The organism is Micromonospora sp. WMMD754 (genome assembly GCF_049315235.1).
Taxonomy (GTDB): domain Bacteria; phylum Actinomycetota; class Actinomycetes; order Mycobacteriales; family Micromonosporaceae; genus Micromonospora; species Micromonospora sediminicola.
This window is the reverse complement of the sequence record NZ_CP186058.1, coordinates 4,375,283-4,390,907: the sequence shown is the minus strand read 5'-3', so window position 1 is coordinate 4,390,907 and position 15,625 is coordinate 4,375,283. Positions and strand designations below refer to the sequence as shown.

The window sequence follows — 15,625 nt, the reverse complement described above, 5'->3', positions numbered from 1 at the left end:
TGGTCGCCGCCGTACGGCGGTCGCCGCGTCCCGCCCACCGGACAGGCCACCTCCGCGCGCTGATCTCCCAGCAGACGGCGGTGGTGTTAACAGGGGGCCCTTCCTCTACCGGAGGCGTTAAGAAGGGGCCCTTCCTTAAACCGCAAGCGCGGCGCGCATCGCGGCGCGCGGCGCGGCGACGCCGGTGAAGTGTTCGAACTGCCCCACCGCCTGGGCCAGCAGCAGGTCCAGCCCGGAGACCACCCGGCAGCCGGAGGCCAGCGCGGTGGCGGCGAGCGGCGTCGGCCACGGGTCGTAGACCACGTCGAAGAAGACCGACTCCGGCCGCCAGTCGAAGTTGTCCGCGAGCGGGTCGGCGACACCCTTCGGCACGGTGGAGATCACCAGGTCGGCCCGGGCGTGCGCGGGCGCGCCGTCCCACTCCGCGCCGGCCAGCGGCACGCCGACCGCCGCCGCCACCGGGCGCAGCTCGTCCACCGCCTCGGGCCGGCGGGCCACCACCGTCACCTCGGCCGCGCCGATCCGGGCCGCCGCCGCGATCGCCGCCCGGGCGGTGCCGCCGGCGCCGAGCACGGTGACCACCGCCCCGGCCACGCAGCCGGCGCCGGTGAGCACCTCGACCATGCCGGTCACGTCGGTGTTGTCCGCGTACCAGGTGCCGTCGGGTCGGCGTACCAGCGTGTTGGCGGCGCCGACGGCGGCGGCGACCGGCGAGACCTCGTCGGCCAGCGCGAGCGCCGCCTCCTTGCCCGGCATGGTCACCGACAGCCCGGCCCACTCCGGGCCGAGGCCCGCGACCAGGCCGGGCAGCTCGTCCGCGCCGGCTTCGATCTTCGTGTACGACCAGCCGGTCAACCCGGTCGCCGCGTACCCGGCGGTGTGGATCGCCGGGGAGAGCGAGTGGGCGATCGGCTTGCCGACCACCGCCGCACGGTGGGGGGCCGCCATCAGATGATCCCGGCCTCCCGGGCCTTGGCCTTGTTCTGCTCGTGCTGTTCGGGTGTCTCCGCGAAGGCGGAGTGTCCCTCCTTGTCGATCGCCACGAAGAAGAGCCACTTGCCCGGCGGCGGGTCCAGCGCGCCTTCCAGGGCCTGCTTGCCCGGGTTGTTGATCGGCGTGGGGACCAGACCGGCCAGCTTGCGGTTGTACGGGTTCTTCGGGTTGTTCAGCTCGGACTCGGTCATCTGCTTGGAGGTCTTGGTCCGCTGCCCGGTCAGCTCCAGGTAGTAGTTGACCGTGACGTCCATCTCCAGGCAGTTGCACGGGAAGTCGCCGTAGACCCGGTTGTAGGCGACCCGGGCGACCTTGCCCAGGTCGTCCTTGTTGCCCGCCTCCGCCTGAGCCAGCGACGCGACGATCAACGCCTCGTAGGGCGCGATACGGCGGTCCGACTTCACCTTGTCGGCGTACTGCATCTCGCCCGTGACGGTGAGGAAGTTGTCCACCATCAGCTTGAGCACCGTCTCGGCGGTGGCCTTCGGCGGGATCTCGTAGGTGTCCGGGAAGAGGAATCCCTCGATCGAGGGCTTGATCTTCTTGCCGTCGGAGCGTTCGAACCACCAGTCCGGCACGCCGAGCGCGATCGGATCCTTCGCCGCCGTCTCAAAGTCCTTGACCGGGATGTCCGTCTTCTCGGAGAGCCGCTTGAAGACCGTCTTCGCGGTCAGCCCCTCCGGGATGGTGAGCCCGTTGACGACCCTGTTCTTCAGGTCGAGCATGGCCGCGACCGCCGCGTCACCGCTCATCTGCTTGCGCAGCTTGTACGTGCCGGGCTGGATGTTCTTGCTGCGCGAGTTCTCCTCGGCGGCCTCGATGAACGCCTTGGTGCTCTTCACCACGTCGGCGGCGACCAGCGCGTCGCCCATGTCGGCGATCAGCGCGCCCTGCTTGATCTCGACGATCGCCTCGCCGGTGCCGGAGCCGTCGTAGTCGGGGGTGACGAAGTAGTTCTGCACCCGGTCGAAACCGTAGAACGCGCCGCCGCCGATGCCGCCGAGCAGGATCAGCGCGAGCGCGAGGGCGAGGAGGGTCTTGCCCCGGCCGCCGCCGGACTTGCCCTGCCGCCGGCGCACCGCGCCGCGCCGGTGCCGGCCCTTCTCCCCCCTCTCCGTCTCGTCGAATCCCAGGTCAAGGTCGTCGATCATTGCGTCCGCCTCCGCTGTGCGTCCAGCCAGCTCTGCAGAATCTCCACCGCGGCGGCCTGGTCGACCACCGCCCGTTGGCGCTTTCCCCGGACGCCCCGTTCGGCCAGCCTACGACTCGCGACGACGGTCGACATCCTCTCGTCCGTCAGCGTCACCGGAATCGACCCCATTACATCGGCCAAACGGGTGGCGTAGGCCGAGACGTTCGCCGCCGCCGGGCCGTGCTTTCCGGCGAGGTTGACCGGCAGCCCGACGACGATCCCGACCGCCTCGTGCTCGGCGGCCAGCCGGACCAGCTCGGCCATGTCGGCGGGCACCGCGTCCGGCTCGGCGCTCAGGTCGCGGGCCAGGGTGACCAGCGGGGTGGCGAGGATGCCGTGCGGGTCGCTGCGGGCCACGCCGACCCGGACCTGGCCGACGTCCACACCCAGCCGGACGCCCCGGGCGAACTCGGTCATCGGCCGCCACACCTCCGAAGCCGGTACGGGCCAGGGCGGACCGGGAGGTCCGCCCTGGCGTCGATCAGCGCGCTCATGCCGTGCCAGCTTGGCATGCCCTCACGGCCCTCGCTTCGCTCGGTGCGTTCGCTCATGCCGTGCCAGCTGGGCATGCCCTCACGGCCCTCGCTCCGCTCGGTGCGTTCGCTCATGCCGTGCCAGCCGGGCATGCCCTCACGGCCCTCGCTCCGCTCGGTGCGTTCGCTCATGCCGCGTCCGCGACCGCCTTCTCCACCGTGACCAGCAGGTTCGGCGCCTCCGTGGCGGGCAGTCCGCCGCCCTGGGCCAGGTCGTCGCTGCCGCCGCCGCGCCCGGAGAACGCCGCCTTGACCAGTTCCTTGGCGCTCAGGCCCCGCCCCCGGGCGGCCTGGTTGACGGCCACCACCAGCGACGCCTTGCCGTTCGCCCGGGCCGCCACCGCGACCACCGCCGGGCGGGCCGCGTCGATCCGGCCCCGGATCTCCTGGGCCAGGGTCCGCACGTCGTTGGCCGCCGCGCCCTCGGGCGCCTCGGTGCCCACGTACGCGACCCCGCGCACGTCCTTGGCCTGCGCCGCGAGCGCGCCGGCGCCGCCGAGCACGAGCTGGGCGCGGAGCTTCTCCAGCTCCTTCTCCGCGTCGCGCAGCTGGGTGACGGTCTGCTCCACCCGGTCGGCGACCTGCTCCCCCGGCACCCGGAACAGCTCGGCCAGCCGGGACACCAGCAGGTGCTCGCGGGCCAGGAAGCCGAACGCGTCCATGCCGACCAGCGCCTCGATCCGGCGTACGCCGGAACCGACCGACGCCTCGGAGAGGATCTTGACCAGGCCGAGCTGGGCCGAGCGGGCCACGTGCGTGCCGCCGCACAGCTCCCGGGCGTAGTCGCCGACCTCGACGACCCGGACCCGCTCGCCGTACTTCTCGCCGAACAGGGCCATCGCGCCGATCCGGCGGGCCTCCTCCTGGCTGGTGACGAACGCGTGCACCTCCAGGTCGGCCAGCAGCACCTCGTTGACCTGCTGCTCGACATCGTGCAGCACGCTCGGCGCCACACCCGTCGGGGTGTTGAAGTCGAACCGCAGCCGGCCCGGCGCGTTCAGCGAACCCGCCTGGGTCGCCGACTCGCCGAGGAAGTTGCGCATCGTCTGGTGCACCAGGTGCGTCGCGGTGTGCGAGCGGGAGATCGCCCGTCGTCGCGACACGTCGATCTCGGCGTACCCGGTCTCGCCGGTGCGGACCTCGCCGCGCACCACCCGGGCCCGGTGCACGATCAGGCCGGGCACCGGCTGCTGCACGTCGAAGACCTCGACCTGGCCGCCGCCGACCGTGATCAGGCCCTGGTCGGGCTGCTGCCCGCCGCCCTCGGCGTAGAACGGGGTGGTGTCGAGCACCAGCTCGACCGTGTCGCCCTCGACCGCGGCGGACACCGCGGCGCCGCCGGACAGCAGCGCGCGCACCCGGGACTCGCGGTTCAGCTCGGTGTAGCCGGTGAACTCCACCGGGCCGCCGCCGTCGAGCACCGACCGGTACGCCGACACGTCGGTGTGCCCGGTCTTGCGGGCCTGCGCGTCGGCCTTGGCCCGGCTGCGCTGGTCGGCCATCAGCCGACGGAAGCCGTCCGCGTCGACCTGCAGGCCCTGCTCGGCCGCGATCTCCAGGGTCAGGTCGATCGGGAAGCCGTACGTGTCGTGCAGCTGGAACGCCTTGTCACCGGAGAGCGCCGGCTTGCCCGCCGACTTGGTCTCCGCGATCGCGGTGTCCAGGATCGTGGTGCCGGCGCGCAGCGTGGCGAGGAACGCGTCCTCCTCGGCGTACGCGTACTGGGAGATCCGGCCGAACTCCTCGGCCAGCTCCGGGTACGACGGGGCCATGCAGTCCCGCGCCACCGGCAGCAGCTCCGGCAGGGCCCGGTCCTGGTAACCCAGCAGCCGCACCGCCCGGATCGCCCGGCGCATGATCCGCCGCAGCACGTAGCCACGGCCCTCGTTCGACGGGGTCACGCCGTCGCCGATCAGCATCAGCGCGGTGCGCACGTGGTCGGCGACCACCCGCAGCCGCACGTCGTCCGGGTGCGACTGGTTGGCCGCGTGACCCGAGTGCACGCCGTAGCGCTTGCCGGTCAGCTCAGCCGCCCGGTCCAGGATCGGCTTGACCTCGTCGATCTCGTAGAGGTTGTCCACGCCCTGCAGCAGCGAGGCCATCCGCTCCAGGCCCATGCCGGTGTCGATGTTGCGCGCCGGCAGGTCGCCGAGGATCGGGAAGTCCTCCTTGCCGACGCCCGGGCCGCGCTCGAACTGCATGAAGACGAGGTTCCAGAACTCCAGGTAGCGGTCCTCGTCGACCTCCGGACCGCCCTCCCGGCCGTACTCCGGGCCGCGGTCGTAGTAGAGCTCCGAGCACGGGCCGCACGGGCCGGGGATGCCCATCGACCAGAAGTTGTCGGCCTTGCCCCGGCGCACGATCCGCTCGGTGGGCACGCCGGTGGCCCGCCAGATGTCGTACGCCTCGTCGTCGTCCAGGTAGACCGTCGCCCAGATCCGCTCCGGGTCCAGCCCGAAGCCGCCCGCCTCGACCGACGTGGTGGCCAGGTCCCAGGCGAGCGGGATCGCCCCGTCCTTGAAGTAGTCACCGAAGGAGAAGTTGCCGTTCATCTGGAAGAACGTGCCGTGCCGGCTGGTCTTGCCGACCTCGTCGATGTCCGGCGTCCGGATGCACTTCTGCACGCTCGTCGCCCGCGCGTACGGCGGGCTCTGCTGTCCCAGGAAGTAGGGCACGAACTGCACCATGCCCGCGTTGATGAACAGCAGGTTCGGGTCGCTGATGGCGGGCAGCGGAGCGGACGGCACCACGGCGTGCCCGTTCGCCTCGAAGTGGGCGAGGAACCGCCGCTTGATCTCCGCCGTCTTCATCGCTGGTGCTCCTCCGGGAAAATCTCTCGGTCGCCGATCCGCGGGTCCTCCCGCAGCTCGGCGAACTCGTCGTCGTACGCCTCGCCGCGGGCGAAGGCCTCGTGGATCTCCTGCTCACGCTCGGCCATACCGACCCGGACGTCGTCCACGAAGGCGCGCACCGACTCGACCAGCCCGCCGGCGGACTCGGACAGTCCGCTGGCGATGCCCGCCGGGGTGTACGCCTGCGCGGTCCGGGTGGCCTTGCGGACCACCAGGACGCCCACGGCCAGCCCGATGCCCAGCCAGAACAACCGCCTCATGCTCTCATCCTTCCGCGTACGCCGGTCGGGGTCAGCGGTTGCCGCGCCTGGCGGCCCGGCGCTGCTGCTTGATGGTGTCGCGCACCTCGCGCTCGGTCTCGGCGTGCCGGCGGGCGGAGGCGGCCTTGCGCACGCCGTAGCCGAACGCGGCCACCTTGACCAGCGGGTTCGCGGCGGCGGCGGAGACCACGGTCGCCAGGTTCGCCACGTTCGCGGTGACGTTCTGCGCGTGCGTGGTCATCGTGTCCACCTTGGCGAGCTGGAGGTTCACCCCGTCCAGCGAGGTCTGCACCTGCTCCAGCGCCACGTTGACGTTCTTCACCGTGGTGTTCACGTCCCCGAGCAGCGGCGCGGTGCGGTCGTTCAGGTCACCGATCATGCGGGTCGTCGCGTCGACGGTGTGCCGCAGCCGCAGGATCGGCACCGCCAGCACGAGCACCAGCATCAGGAACGCACCGGCCGCGATCAGCGCAGCGATCTCTCCACCACTCACGCGCATGTCCTCCTCAAGCAGTGTCCCGGGGCCGGACGGCTCCGGGACGCGCGACCGTCCCCACCCACTTCGCGCCACGCCGACCCGGTCACCGGGCGCGGGCGGGCGCGCCAGCCCCAGACCCTACCGTCCGTGATGGAAGTCGGCTCACGACGGTGAGGGGGTCGGCTCGCCGAGCGGGTCGTCGGTGAGGGTCGGGTAGGGATCCTCTCCGGTGAGTGACGGATCGGTGGTCGGCGTGGGGCCGGTGCGCTCGTCGTCGATCGCGTTGCGCACCTTCACCGACACCAACGAGCCGGTGCACGTCGCCGCTGCGGGCGCGGGCGGCGCGGACGGCGCCGGTTCCCCGTCCACCGGCGGCGGCGTGCAGGCGGGGTCGCGGACCCACAGGTCGAGCGTGAGCTCGTCCCGACGCCAGCACGTGTAGCTGCCCTCGACCTTCTCCTCCGGGCAGCGGTCGACCTTCCAGCGTCGCCAGCCGTCCTTGGCCAGGGCCGCCTCGTAGACCGTCACCGTCTGCTTCCAGCCCTGCTCCGACTCGACCGCGCGTTCCCGCAGCCGGCAGTCCTGCAGGCACCACCGGCTGCCGCTGACGTTGTCGACCGTCTTGGTGGCCGCCCAGGACGGCACGTCGAGCGCGTCGAGGGTGTCGAAGACCGGGTCGCGGCTGAGCGTGCGCATGCCGAAGTAGAGCGGCACCGCGCCCAGCAGCACGAGGCTGACCAGGGCGAGGATGCCCATCCGCAGTCGACGCCGCTCGCGTACCTGCCGGCGAAGCTCCGACCGGGCGCCGCGCAGACCGCCGGCCGCCGCGTCGTCGTCGGGGCCGGCCGGGCGCGACGCCGGCGCGTCGCCGGGCCGGATCCCCGCCGGCTCCACCGGGGGTACGACCGCGGCGGCCCGGGCCACCGCCGGCCCGCCCGGTCCCGGGCCGCCCGGAGCCGGCCCCATCGATTCGGGGGCGGGCGGAACGGCCCGGCCGGTGGTGCGCTCCTCCGGCCCGGCGGGACGGGCCACCCCGGCCGCCGCCCGAACGGGCGCCGGTCCGGCGACCGGCCCGGGGGCGACCACCGGGCCGGTGGACGGTCCCCGGGTGCCCGGGCGGGGCGGACCGCCGGCGCCGTCGGGACGGGCAGGTCCAGGACCGTCGGGGCCGGACGGAGCGGGTCCGGGGCGGACCGGGGACGCGCCCCGGTCCGGGCCGGGACGCCCGCCGTCCACGCCGGACGGGCGGCCGGCGGCGCGGGTCCGGTCGTCGGCCGGTCCACGCCCTCCGGGACGGCCGCCACCGACCGGCATGCCACCGGTCCGTTCGGGGTCACCGGGCGACGCGGGTCCGCCCGGCCCCACGGGACGACCCGGGCCGCCGGCGGTGCGGTCGCCGGCGCCCGGCGGCACGCCGGGACCGGTCGGGCCACCCGGGCGGTCACTCACCGGTGGGGCGCCGGGACGACCCGCGCGGTCACCCGCCGGCGGGCCTCCGGGACGACCCGCGCGGTCACCGGCGGCCGGGGCGACGCCCGGACGCGCCGGTCCACCACCGGCCGGCGGCGCGCCGGTGCGGGCGGCGCCCCGGACGGGACCGGCCTGTTCGGGTCGGACGGGCGGCGCGGCCGGGCCGGGCTGCTCGGTGCGGGCCGGCGGCACGGCTGCCCCGGCACGGGCGCCCGGACCGCGGTCGGTAGCGCCGGCACGGGCGCCCGGCCCGTCCGGCGGCGCGCCGGCCGAACGACGGGCGGCCGGCATGGCGGGGTCGGTGTGCGGCGTGCGACCGGCCTGCCGCAGCCAGTCGGCGGGGCGCTCCGGCCGCTGCGGTCGCGGCCCGCCGTTCTCGTCGCGGGCGGCCCGACCCGGTGCGGCGGGGACGGAACCGGAGCGGTCGGCGGCGTCGACCGGGTCGGGCGCGGCGCGCCGGCCGCCGGCCGGGGCGCGGCGGGAGCCGGGCGCGGGCGCCGGGCCGCCGGACACCGGGGCGGCGGGACCCGCGCCGGGCATCTGCGGCGCGTTTCCGCTGCGCGGGACGGCGGGTGGCCGGTCCGGCTCGGCGGCCCGCCGACCGGCACCCGAGACAGGCCGCGCGGCCGGATCGACCGGCGCGCGGTGGCCACCGGCGGCGGTCGGATCGTCCGGGCGGGCCCGCCGCGCGCCGGCGGAGGCCGCACGGGCGGCCGGGTCAGGGCCGGCCGGGTTCGGGCCGGCGCCCTCCGGCGCGGCGCGACGGCCCGCGCCGGACACCGGTCGTGTGGCGGCCGGAACGTCGTCGGGCCGCGCCCGACGACCCGCGCCGGACACGGGACGGACGCCGGAGTCGTCGGGCAGGGCACGGCGTCCACCGGGCACGGGCGGCATCGCGGGGTCGGTGCGCATCGGGTGGGTTCCGCCGGGAGCCTCGGCGCCGTGCCGGCCGCGCGGGGTGGGTGGCACCGCGACCGGCTGGTCGTCGCCGTCCCCGGGCCGGGGTCGGCCCGGCGCGGGCTCGGCCGGCGCGCGCTCGGGTCCCCGTCGTCCGGCGGGCGGAGGGCCGGGCGGGCCGGCGGGCGGCGGGACGGCGGGACGGCCGACCACCGGCGGTTGCGATCCGGTGGGCTCGTCCGTGCTCCGGCTGTACCGGGAACCGGCCGGCCGGGGCGCCTCGGGCACACCGGGCCAGGGACCGTCGACGGGGCGACGCGGGGCGGCCGGATCGGGTCCGCCCGGGCGGACCGGCGGGGCGGCCGGCCCGGCCGTGTCGGGGTCACGGCGCGCGACCGGAGGACGCGGCCCGGGGCGACCGCCGCCGGGCGTCTCCGGACCAGGGCGACCGCCACCGCCCGGGACGGCCGCGCCGGCACGACCGGGCGAGGTGGCCATCTCGCCACCGGGCCGACCATGCGCGGTGGGCATCTCGCCACCGGGCCGGCCGGGGGCGGTGGGCATCTCGCCACCGGGCCGGCCGGGGACCGGGGGCCCGGCACGACCGGCGCCGGGAGGCGGCGCACCGGGACGACGGGACGTCGGAGGCATCGGCGCGCCGGGGCCGCCGGGCGGCGGCGTCATCGGGTCGGGGCGGCCGGCCGGTGGCGCGGTCGCGTCCGGGCGACCCGACGGCACGCTCGGGCCGGGACGGCCCGACGGCGGCGCGTCCGGACGAGCGGCGGCGGGCGGGTGGGGCCGGCCGGGAACGGGCGGCGGAGCGGTCCGGGCGACCGCCGGGGGCGGCGGACCGGTCACCGGCGACGAACCCGGTCCCGGCGGCATCGCCGCGCCGGGACCGGGCGGAGCCGGCGCGGGCGCGCCGGGACCGGCGCCCGGTCGGGGCGGTCGGCCCGGCTCGGGCGCGGATGCGGGCGGGGTGCCGGGGCCCGGTGGCCGACCCGGTCCCGGGACGGGGCCGGCGCCGGACCGAGGGCCCGGACCCGCCGGCGTCTCCCCCTCCGGGCCCAGCTCGCCCCGTTGCTGCTTGGCCGTGCGCAGGTCGTCGATCCAGCCGAACTCCTCGCCGGCGACGGCCGGATCCGGCTCCGCCTCGGCCCGGCCGCGCCCCCACCGGCGGCCCTTGGCCCGCGGATCGCGCCGCTCGTCGGGGCCGTCCGCCGGCCGCTCCGGACCACGCGCCATCACTACTGACCCCCCTCGATGACGTCGCCGCCACCTTCGCTCGCCCCGCTGGCCTGCTCGGTGCCCCCCGCCGGGCCCCCGGTCGGGGCGCCCGCCCCCGCCCGGGCCGCGGGTGCCGGCAACCCCCGGACGATCCGGCGCAGCACCGGCAGCCGGGTGGCGACGGCCCGCTCCGCGCCGTGCCCGCTGGGCCGGTAGTAGTCCGTCCCCACGAGATCGTCCGGAGCGTACTGCTGGGTGACCACCCCCCGGTGGTCGTCGTGCGGGTAGCGGTAGCCGGCCCCGTGCCCGAGGCCGCGGGCGCCGGAGTAGTGGGCGTCGCGCAACCCGCGCGGCACCGACCCGCCCCGCCCGGCGCGCACGTCGGCGACGGCGGCGCCGATCGCGGTGGTGGCCGAGTTCGACTTCGGCGCGGTGGCCAGGTGGATGACGGCCTGGGCGAGGTTGAGCTGCGCCTCGGGCAGGCCGACGTATTCCACGGCGTGGGCGGCGGCGGTGGCCACGGTCAGCGCGGTGGGATCGGCCATCCCGACGTCCTCACTGGCGAAGATCACCATCCGCCGGGCGATGAACCGGGCGTCCTCGCCGGCGACCAGCATCCGGGCCAGCCAGTGCAGCGCCGCGTCCACGTCCGAGCCGCGCATGCTCTTGATGAACGCGCTGGTCACGTCGTAGTGGGCGTCGCCGTCGCGGTCGTAGCGCACGGCCGCCACGTCGACCGCCTGCTCGGCCACGGCCAGGTCGATGCGGCCGGCGCCGAGCGCGGTCGCGGTGGCCGCCGCCGCCTCCAGCGCGGTGAGCGCCTTGCGGACGTCGCCGCCGGCGAGCCGGACGAGGTGGTCCTCCGCCTCCTCGGCCAGGGTCAACGTGCCGCCGAGGCCGCGCTCGTCGGTCACCGCGCGACGCAGCAGCCCGCGCACGGCGTCGTCGTCGAGCGCCTGGAGGGTGAGCAGCACGCAGCGGGAGAGCAAGGGCGAGATGACCGAGAAGTAGGGGTTCTCGGTGGTCGCCGCGAGCAGCGTGACCGTGCGGTCCTCGACGGCGGCGAGCAGCGAGTCCTGCTGGGTCTTGCTGAACCGGTGCACCTCGTCGATGAAGAGCACCGTGGGCGGGCCACCGGAGCGGCGCTGCCGCCGGGCGGTCTCGATCACGGCGCGGACGTCCTTCACGCCGGCGGTCAGCGCGGACATCGCCACGAAGCGCCGGTCGGTGGCCCGGGCCACGAGGTGGGCGATGGTGGTCTTTCCGCTGCCGGGCGGGCCCCAGAGGATCACCGACATCGGTGTCGCGCCCTCGACCAGCTGGCGCAGCGGCGCGCCGGGGGCGAGCAGGTGCTCCTGCCCGACCAGTTCGTCGATGCCGGCCGGCCGCATCCGGACCGGCAGCGGGGAGTCGGCCCGGGCGGCGGTGAACCCGTCGACGCCACCGGAGCCCGCGGGTGCGCCGGGCGCTCCGGCGGGCTCGCCGAGGGTGAAGAGGGCGTCGGATTCCATCACGAGAACAGTACCGGGCCGGACCGACGGCGCCGGAATCGCGCCGCCGACCCGACCCGGGTGGTCGTTTCCGGTCAGCCGCGGCCCGGACGACGGCCGCGGTACCAGCGGCCGCCACCGCCACCGCGCGGGCCGGAGCCGACGCCGGCCAGGTAGAGCGAGAGCAGCAGGAAGCCGATCAGGCTGAGGGTCCAGTTGTTGAACAGGTCCGGCGCGCCGAAGTTGGTGTTCAGGAAGTCCAGCAGCAGCGCGAAGCCGAACACGATGGCCGCGAGAATGGCGAGCATGTCGTTCCTCCGGTGGGGGTTCCCAGTAGGTCGGCGAGGGATGTACCCGATCGGTCTGTTCGTCAATCTCCACCGTGGAACGGCTCGCCCGGGCGGGTGTCTAGGCTGACGACATGATCACTGCCGACCCGGCGCTGACCGGGCGCGAGGCCCTGCTCGCCGCCACCGGCCACCATCCGTACGCCCGGCACGCGCTCTGGCGTGACCAGGAGGCGCGGGGTTGGCGACGCGACGGCGCGGTGGGCTGGCTGCTCCCACCGGGACAGGGGCCGGCGGGCGGCGCGCTCGGCGCCGCCGGACCGGCGCTGGCGCTCTTCGCCGGTCTGCGGGCCGACGGGACGCTGCGGGCCGGCCAGTCGGTGCACCTGCCCCGGACCGCGCCGGCCGAGGTGGCCGCCTACCTTCCGGTGGCCCGCCTCGACGAGTGGGACTTCCTCTGGACCGCCGCGCCACCGCCGCCGCAGCCGGCGCAGGAGCGGGTGGTCCGGCTCACCGAGGCCGACCACCCCGCGCTCGCCGCGCTCGTCGAGGAGGCCTTCCCCAGCTCCACCTCCCGGCCCGGCGACCCGCGCGTCGTCGACTGGTACGGCATCCGGGACGGTGACCGCCTGGTGGCCTGCGGCGCGGACCGCAGCCGCGGCGACATCGGCTTCGTGGCCGGCCTGACCGTCGCGCCCGGGCACCGGGGCCGGGGGCTGGGCTCGGCGCTGACCGCCGGGATGGCGGCGGCGCTGTTCGCCCGGTACGACCACGTGGCGCTCGGCGTCTACACCGCCAACGTCGGCGCGATCCGGCTCTACCGGCGACTCGGTTTCAGCGGCACGGAGCCGCGCACCTCGGTCCACCTCGGCTGACCGGGACGGCGGTTCGGCGACGGGTGGCGGCCTCCGGCGCGGGTGTGCGGTGGCTACGAACCTGATGACCCGGATGGATCGGGGGCACGCGTTCCCGCTCGCCTGAGCCGTTCGCGTCATCAGGTTCGTAGCCGGCGGCGGCCCTACGGCCGACGCCCGTCAGGCGGGCCGCTCGGCGGCGCCGGCCACGGCCGCAGGGTCCGGCGTCGGCACGCCACCCACCGCCCCGGTCACCGGACCCGCCGCCGGCCGCTCCGCCGCCTGGGCGTCCACCCCGGGCCGGGCCGGTGTGGCGGCAGTGGTGGCACCGTCCGCGGTGGTCCGGCCGGCGCGCCAGGCCGGCAGGTAGAGCGGCGCGGCCACGGCGAGCACCACCGCGCCGACGAGCATGGCGACCCCGACGCTCGTCGCGTCGGCGAGCGCGGTCAGCACCACCGCACCGAGCGCCCCTGCCGCTCCGGCCATCATCGAGTTCAGCGAGAGCACGCTGGTCCGGTAGGCGCCGTCGACCTGCCGGTGCAGCAGGCCCTGGTGCAGCGGGTTCGAGGCGCCGTGCACGGCGTAGCAGGCCAGGTAGGCCACGAGCACACCGACCGGGCCGGCCAGCAGGCCCATGCCGACCACCGTCGCGCCCTGCAGGATCCGCATCAGCGCGGCGGCCGGCGCGGCGCCGAGGCGGCGCAGCAGGAGCGGGGTGAGCGCGGCCCCGGCCGCGTTGGCCAGCCAGGCCGCGGAGCCGGCGGGGCCGAGCAGCGCGGCCGCGCGGTCGGCGTCACCGACCACCTCGGACAGCCGGACCGGCAGCAACGACTCGAACGTGACCATCCCGAAGCCCCAGAACAGCTCGACCGCGACCAGGGCCAGCAGCACCCGGTTGCGGCGCAGCAGACCGACGGCCTGCCCGACCATCCGGGGCGCCTCGACCACCGAGGCGCGCAGCGCGGCCGGGCCGGAGGCGGGTCGCCGTTCGACGAGCAACGCCAGCAGCGCCGCGATCGAGACCGCCTGGAGCACGACCGCGACCAGCACCGGCAGGGTCAGCGCGCTGACCGGACCGACCGGTCCGAGCGCCACCAGACCGCCGCTGAGCAGCGCGCCCGCGCCGATCGCGACGCCGACGACGGTGCCGGCCCAGCCGAGGCCGCGTTCGTACTCGGCGGCCGGGTCGGCGGCCAGCGTGGCGTCGACGTACCAGGACTCCAGCGGGCCGCTGTCGAGCGCCCGGTAGACACCCTGCAACGCCCAGACCAGGAAGAACATCCAGAACGAGTCGGCCACCGCCATCAGCGCCAGCGAGGCGAGGCAGACCACCCAGGCGGCCAGCAGCACCGGCTTGCGGCCGAGCGCGTCGGCGAACCCGCCGGTGGGCAGCTCCAGCGCCAGCACCACCAGGCCCTGCGCGGTGAAGACCAGGCCGATCTGGGACAGCGAGAGCCCGCGCTCCTGCATGAGCAGGATCATCACCGGGATCATCAGGCCGGCGGGCAGCCAGCGCAGGCCGAAGAGGATGAGGTAGCGGGACCGGACCTGGCGTACGGACAGCCCGCTCACGGCTTCTCCCCGGCCGGCGGCAGCACCGTGCTCAGCGGGAAGGCGGCCAGGTAGAGCTGGACCATCTCGGCGTCGGGGTCGTCCGGGTCGGTCTCGTCCCGGTGGCGTTCGAAGACCGCGAAGACCTCGGCCTTGATGGCCTCCAGCCGGGCGGCCGGGATCCGCATGAAGAAGTCACCCATGCCGAAGGCGTCGCGCCAGGCGGGCGACCACTCGTGGCGCCCCGCGAACCAGCGCTCCGCGTGGTGGGCGAAGAAGCGGACGTAGTCCTCCTCGATCCACTCGATGGCGGCCCGCGCGTCCGGGTCGTCGTCGAAGTCGGAGGCCTCCCAGCTGGTGGCGTCGTGCGCGGCCCGCCAGTAGCGCTGCCGGCCGGTGCCGAGGTTCGGGTCCTCGACCACGAGGCCCACCTCGGCGAGCTGACGCAGGTGATAGCTGGTCGCGCCGGTGTTGGTGCCGAGCATCTCGGCGAGGGCGGTGGCCGTGGCGGGGCCACTGACCCGCAGCGCCCCGATCAGCCGCATGCGCAGCGGTTGGGCCAAGGCGCGCACCTGCCGGTGGTCGATGCGCACGGCGCGGTCCTCGGTCCGCCCCTTCTTCTGCTCCTCCATGCGTTGCACAATATCTGTGCACACATCCCGTGCACAAGATGCTTGCAAAGAAAGTGTGCAACTAGCGGTACAGCTCGGCGACCCCACGCAGCCGGGTCCGCAGCAGCCCGACGGCGCGGGCGGAGTCCAGCACCACCTCGGCCGGGCGGTGCAGCCCGGCGCCCGCGATCGTGGTCGTCCGCAGTCCGCCCGCGTCCACGCCGTCGTGCCGCGCCACCAGGACTCCCAGCTCGGCACGGCTCACCGCGTCCGGCCCGGCCACGTTCAGCAGCCCGGCGTAGTCGCCCGGCACCAGCTCCAGCACGGCAGCGGCCAGGTCGGCGACGTGGACCGGGCAGCGCAGCTCGTCGGTGAAGAGCGTCGCCCGGCCGGCGAGCGCGTCCCGGCAGAGCTGGATCTGCTTGCTCCCCTCCCCCAGGATCAGCGACGTCCGCACCAGCGCGGCGCCCGGATCCACCGCCCGCACCGCCGTCTCCGCCGCCGCCTTCGCCGCCCCGTACGCGTGCAGCGGCGTGGGCACGTCGTCGTCGGCGTAGGGCTTCGGCCGACCGGCGTGCAGCGCGTCGCTGGACAGGTGCACCAACCGCGCGCCCACCTCGGCGGCGGCGACCGCGACGTGGGCCGCCCCGTCCGCCGTGACCGCCCAGTCGTCGTACCGGTAGGGGGTCGCGACGACCGCGTCGGGGCGTACCTGGGTCAGCAGCTCACGCACGGCGGCGCGGTCGGTCACGTCGAGCCGGCGCGGCGCGACGCCCGGCACCCCGACGGCGGTCGAGTGGTAGGTGCCGACCACCCGATGCCCGGCGGCCACCGCCTGCCGGCACACCTCGCCACCGAGAAAGCCGCTGGCGCCCACCACGAGCAGGTTCATCCGTCCCCCTGAAGATCGAAAAGGCCCGCGTCATCATG

14 protein-coding genes are annotated in these 15,625 nt (G+C 75.6%); 1 reads left to right on the top strand and 13 read right to left on the bottom strand.

The annotated features are described in order from the left end of the window. Positions 1-135 precede the first annotated feature (135 nt). The 10 genes from ACN27B_RS21195 to ACN27B_RS21150 all read right to left on the bottom strand — a co-directional run bounded on the left by ACN27B_RS21195 (position 136) and on the right by ACN27B_RS21150 (position 11,700). Positions 136-948, bottom strand: coding sequence for a shikimate dehydrogenase (locus tag ACN27B_RS21195; RefSeq protein ID WP_422741337.1), 813 nt, complete (start codon positions 946-948; stop codon positions 136-138). Beyond that, positions 948-2,144 carry an endolytic transglycosylase MltG gene (mltG, locus tag ACN27B_RS21190; protein WP_099161545.1) on the bottom strand — a complete coding sequence of 399 codons (1,197 nt, stop codon included), beginning with the start codon at positions 2,142-2,144 and terminating at the stop codon, positions 948-950. Before mltG ends, ACN27B_RS21195 begins: the two co-directional genes overlap by 1 nt. Next, the gene (gene ruvX / locus ACN27B_RS21185) at positions 2,141-2,602 is read right to left on the bottom strand and encodes a Holliday junction resolvase RuvX (RefSeq protein ID WP_091578075.1); all 462 of its coding nucleotides are present in this window, start codon (positions 2,600-2,602) and stop codon (positions 2,141-2,143) included. Before ruvX ends, mltG begins: the two co-directional genes overlap by 4 nt. Next, on the bottom strand, positions 2,599-2,850 hold the full coding sequence (locus ACN27B_RS21180; protein ID WP_422741336.1) for a hypothetical protein: 252 nt from the start codon (positions 2,848-2,850) through the stop codon (positions 2,599-2,601). The genes ruvX and ACN27B_RS21180 overlap by 4 nt, the downstream gene beginning before the upstream one ends. Next, positions 2,847-5,528, bottom strand: coding sequence for an alanine--tRNA ligase (gene alaS / locus ACN27B_RS21175; protein ID WP_422741335.1), 2,682 nt, complete (start codon positions 5,526-5,528; stop codon positions 2,847-2,849). Before alaS ends, ACN27B_RS21180 begins: the two co-directional genes overlap by 4 nt. Then, positions 5,525-5,830 carry a DUF6167 family protein gene (locus tag ACN27B_RS21170; RefSeq protein ID WP_091578080.1) on the bottom strand — a complete coding sequence of 102 codons (306 nt, stop codon included), beginning with the start codon at positions 5,828-5,830 and terminating at the stop codon, positions 5,525-5,527. Before ACN27B_RS21170 ends, alaS begins: the two co-directional genes overlap by 4 nt. Positions 5,831-5,861: 31 nt before the next feature. Continuing rightward, positions 5,862-6,323, bottom strand: coding sequence for a DUF948 domain-containing protein (locus tag ACN27B_RS21165; RefSeq protein WP_091578082.1), 462 nt, complete (start codon positions 6,321-6,323; stop codon positions 5,862-5,864). 147 nt (positions 6,324-6,470) lie between these two features. Then, positions 6,471-7,274, bottom strand: a complete 804-nt coding sequence (locus ACN27B_RS21160) for a hypothetical protein (RefSeq protein WP_371682293.1) — start codon at positions 7,272-7,274, stop codon at positions 6,471-6,473. 2,648 nt (positions 7,275-9,922) lie between these two features. Further along, a complete protein-coding gene (locus ACN27B_RS21155; protein ID WP_099161548.1) occupies positions 9,923-11,413 on the bottom strand; it encodes a replication-associated recombination protein A in 1,491 nt (496 codons plus the stop codon). A 74-nt stretch (positions 11,414-11,487) separates the two neighbouring features. Further along, complete coding sequence (locus ACN27B_RS21150; RefSeq protein ID WP_091578088.1) at positions 11,488-11,700, bottom strand: hypothetical protein; 213 nt, start codon at positions 11,698-11,700, stop codon at positions 11,488-11,490. Between the two features lie 113 nt (positions 11,701-11,813). Here ACN27B_RS21150 and ACN27B_RS21145 point away from each other — a divergent pair, with 113 nt between their 5' ends. Next, positions 11,814-12,554, top strand: a complete 741-nt coding sequence (locus ACN27B_RS21145) for a GNAT family N-acetyltransferase (protein WP_422741334.1) — start codon at positions 11,814-11,816, stop codon at positions 12,552-12,554. A gap of 159 nt (positions 12,555-12,713) precedes the next feature. Here ACN27B_RS21145 and ACN27B_RS21140 read toward each other — a convergent pair whose 3' ends face one another. From ACN27B_RS21140 to ACN27B_RS21130, 3 genes are all read right to left on the bottom strand, one after another. Continuing rightward, positions 12,714-14,105, bottom strand: coding sequence for an MFS transporter (locus tag ACN27B_RS21140; protein ID WP_422741333.1), 1,392 nt, complete (start codon positions 14,103-14,105; stop codon positions 12,714-12,716). Then, positions 14,102-14,716, bottom strand: a complete 615-nt coding sequence (locus ACN27B_RS21135; RefSeq protein WP_422741332.1) for an ArsR/SmtB family transcription factor — start codon at positions 14,714-14,716, stop codon at positions 14,102-14,104. Before ACN27B_RS21135 ends, ACN27B_RS21140 begins: the two co-directional genes overlap by 4 nt. Positions 14,717-14,777: 61 nt before the next feature. Beyond that, positions 14,778-15,587: a sugar nucleotide-binding protein gene (locus ACN27B_RS21130; protein WP_422741331.1), complete on the bottom strand. Its 810-nt coding sequence runs from the start codon at positions 15,585-15,587 to the stop codon at positions 14,778-14,780. Positions 15,588-15,625 lie beyond the last annotated feature (38 nt).

Excerpts from the sequence above, each read along its gene's own strand:
- ACN27B_RS21195 (WP_422741337.1), bottom strand. The coding sequence starts at position 948 with ATGGCGGCCCCCCACCGTGCGGCGGTGGTCGGCAAGCCGATCGCCCAC.
- mltG (WP_099161545.1), bottom strand. The coding sequence starts at position 2,144 with ATGATCGACGACCTTGACCTGGGATTCGACGAGACGGAGAGGGGGGAG.
- ruvX (WP_091578075.1), bottom strand. The coding sequence starts at position 2,602 with ATGACCGAGTTCGCCCGGGGCGTCCGGCTGGGTGTGGACGTCGGCCAG.
- ACN27B_RS21180 (WP_422741336.1), bottom strand. The coding sequence starts at position 2,850 with ATGAGCGAACGCACCGAGCGGAGCGAGGGCCGTGAGGGCATGCCCGGC.
- alaS (WP_422741335.1), bottom strand. The coding sequence starts at position 5,528 with ATGAAGACGGCGGAGATCAAGCGGCGGTTCCTCGCCCACTTCGAGGCG.
- ACN27B_RS21170 (WP_091578080.1), bottom strand. The coding sequence starts at position 5,830 with ATGAGGCGGTTGTTCTGGCTGGGCATCGGGCTGGCCGTGGGCGTCCTG.
- ACN27B_RS21160 (WP_371682293.1), bottom strand. The coding sequence starts at position 7,274 with ATGGGGCCGGCTCCGGGCGGCCCGGGACCGGGCGGGCCGGCGGTGGCC.
- ACN27B_RS21155 (WP_099161548.1), bottom strand. The coding sequence starts at position 11,413 with ATGGAATCCGACGCCCTCTTCACCCTCGGCGAGCCCGCCGGAGCGCCC.
- ACN27B_RS21150 (WP_091578088.1), bottom strand. The coding sequence starts at position 11,700 with ATGCTCGCCATTCTCGCGGCCATCGTGTTCGGCTTCGCGCTGCTGCTG.
- ACN27B_RS21145 (WP_422741334.1), top strand. The coding sequence starts at position 11,814 with ATGATCACTGCCGACCCGGCGCTGACCGGGCGCGAGGCCCTGCTCGCC.
- ACN27B_RS21135 (WP_422741332.1), bottom strand. The coding sequence starts at position 14,716 with ATGGAGGAGCAGAAGAAGGGGCGGACCGAGGACCGCGCCGTGCGCATC.
- ACN27B_RS21130 (WP_422741331.1), bottom strand. The coding sequence starts at position 15,587 with ATGAACCTGCTCGTGGTGGGCGCCAGCGGCTTTCTCGGTGGCGAGGTG.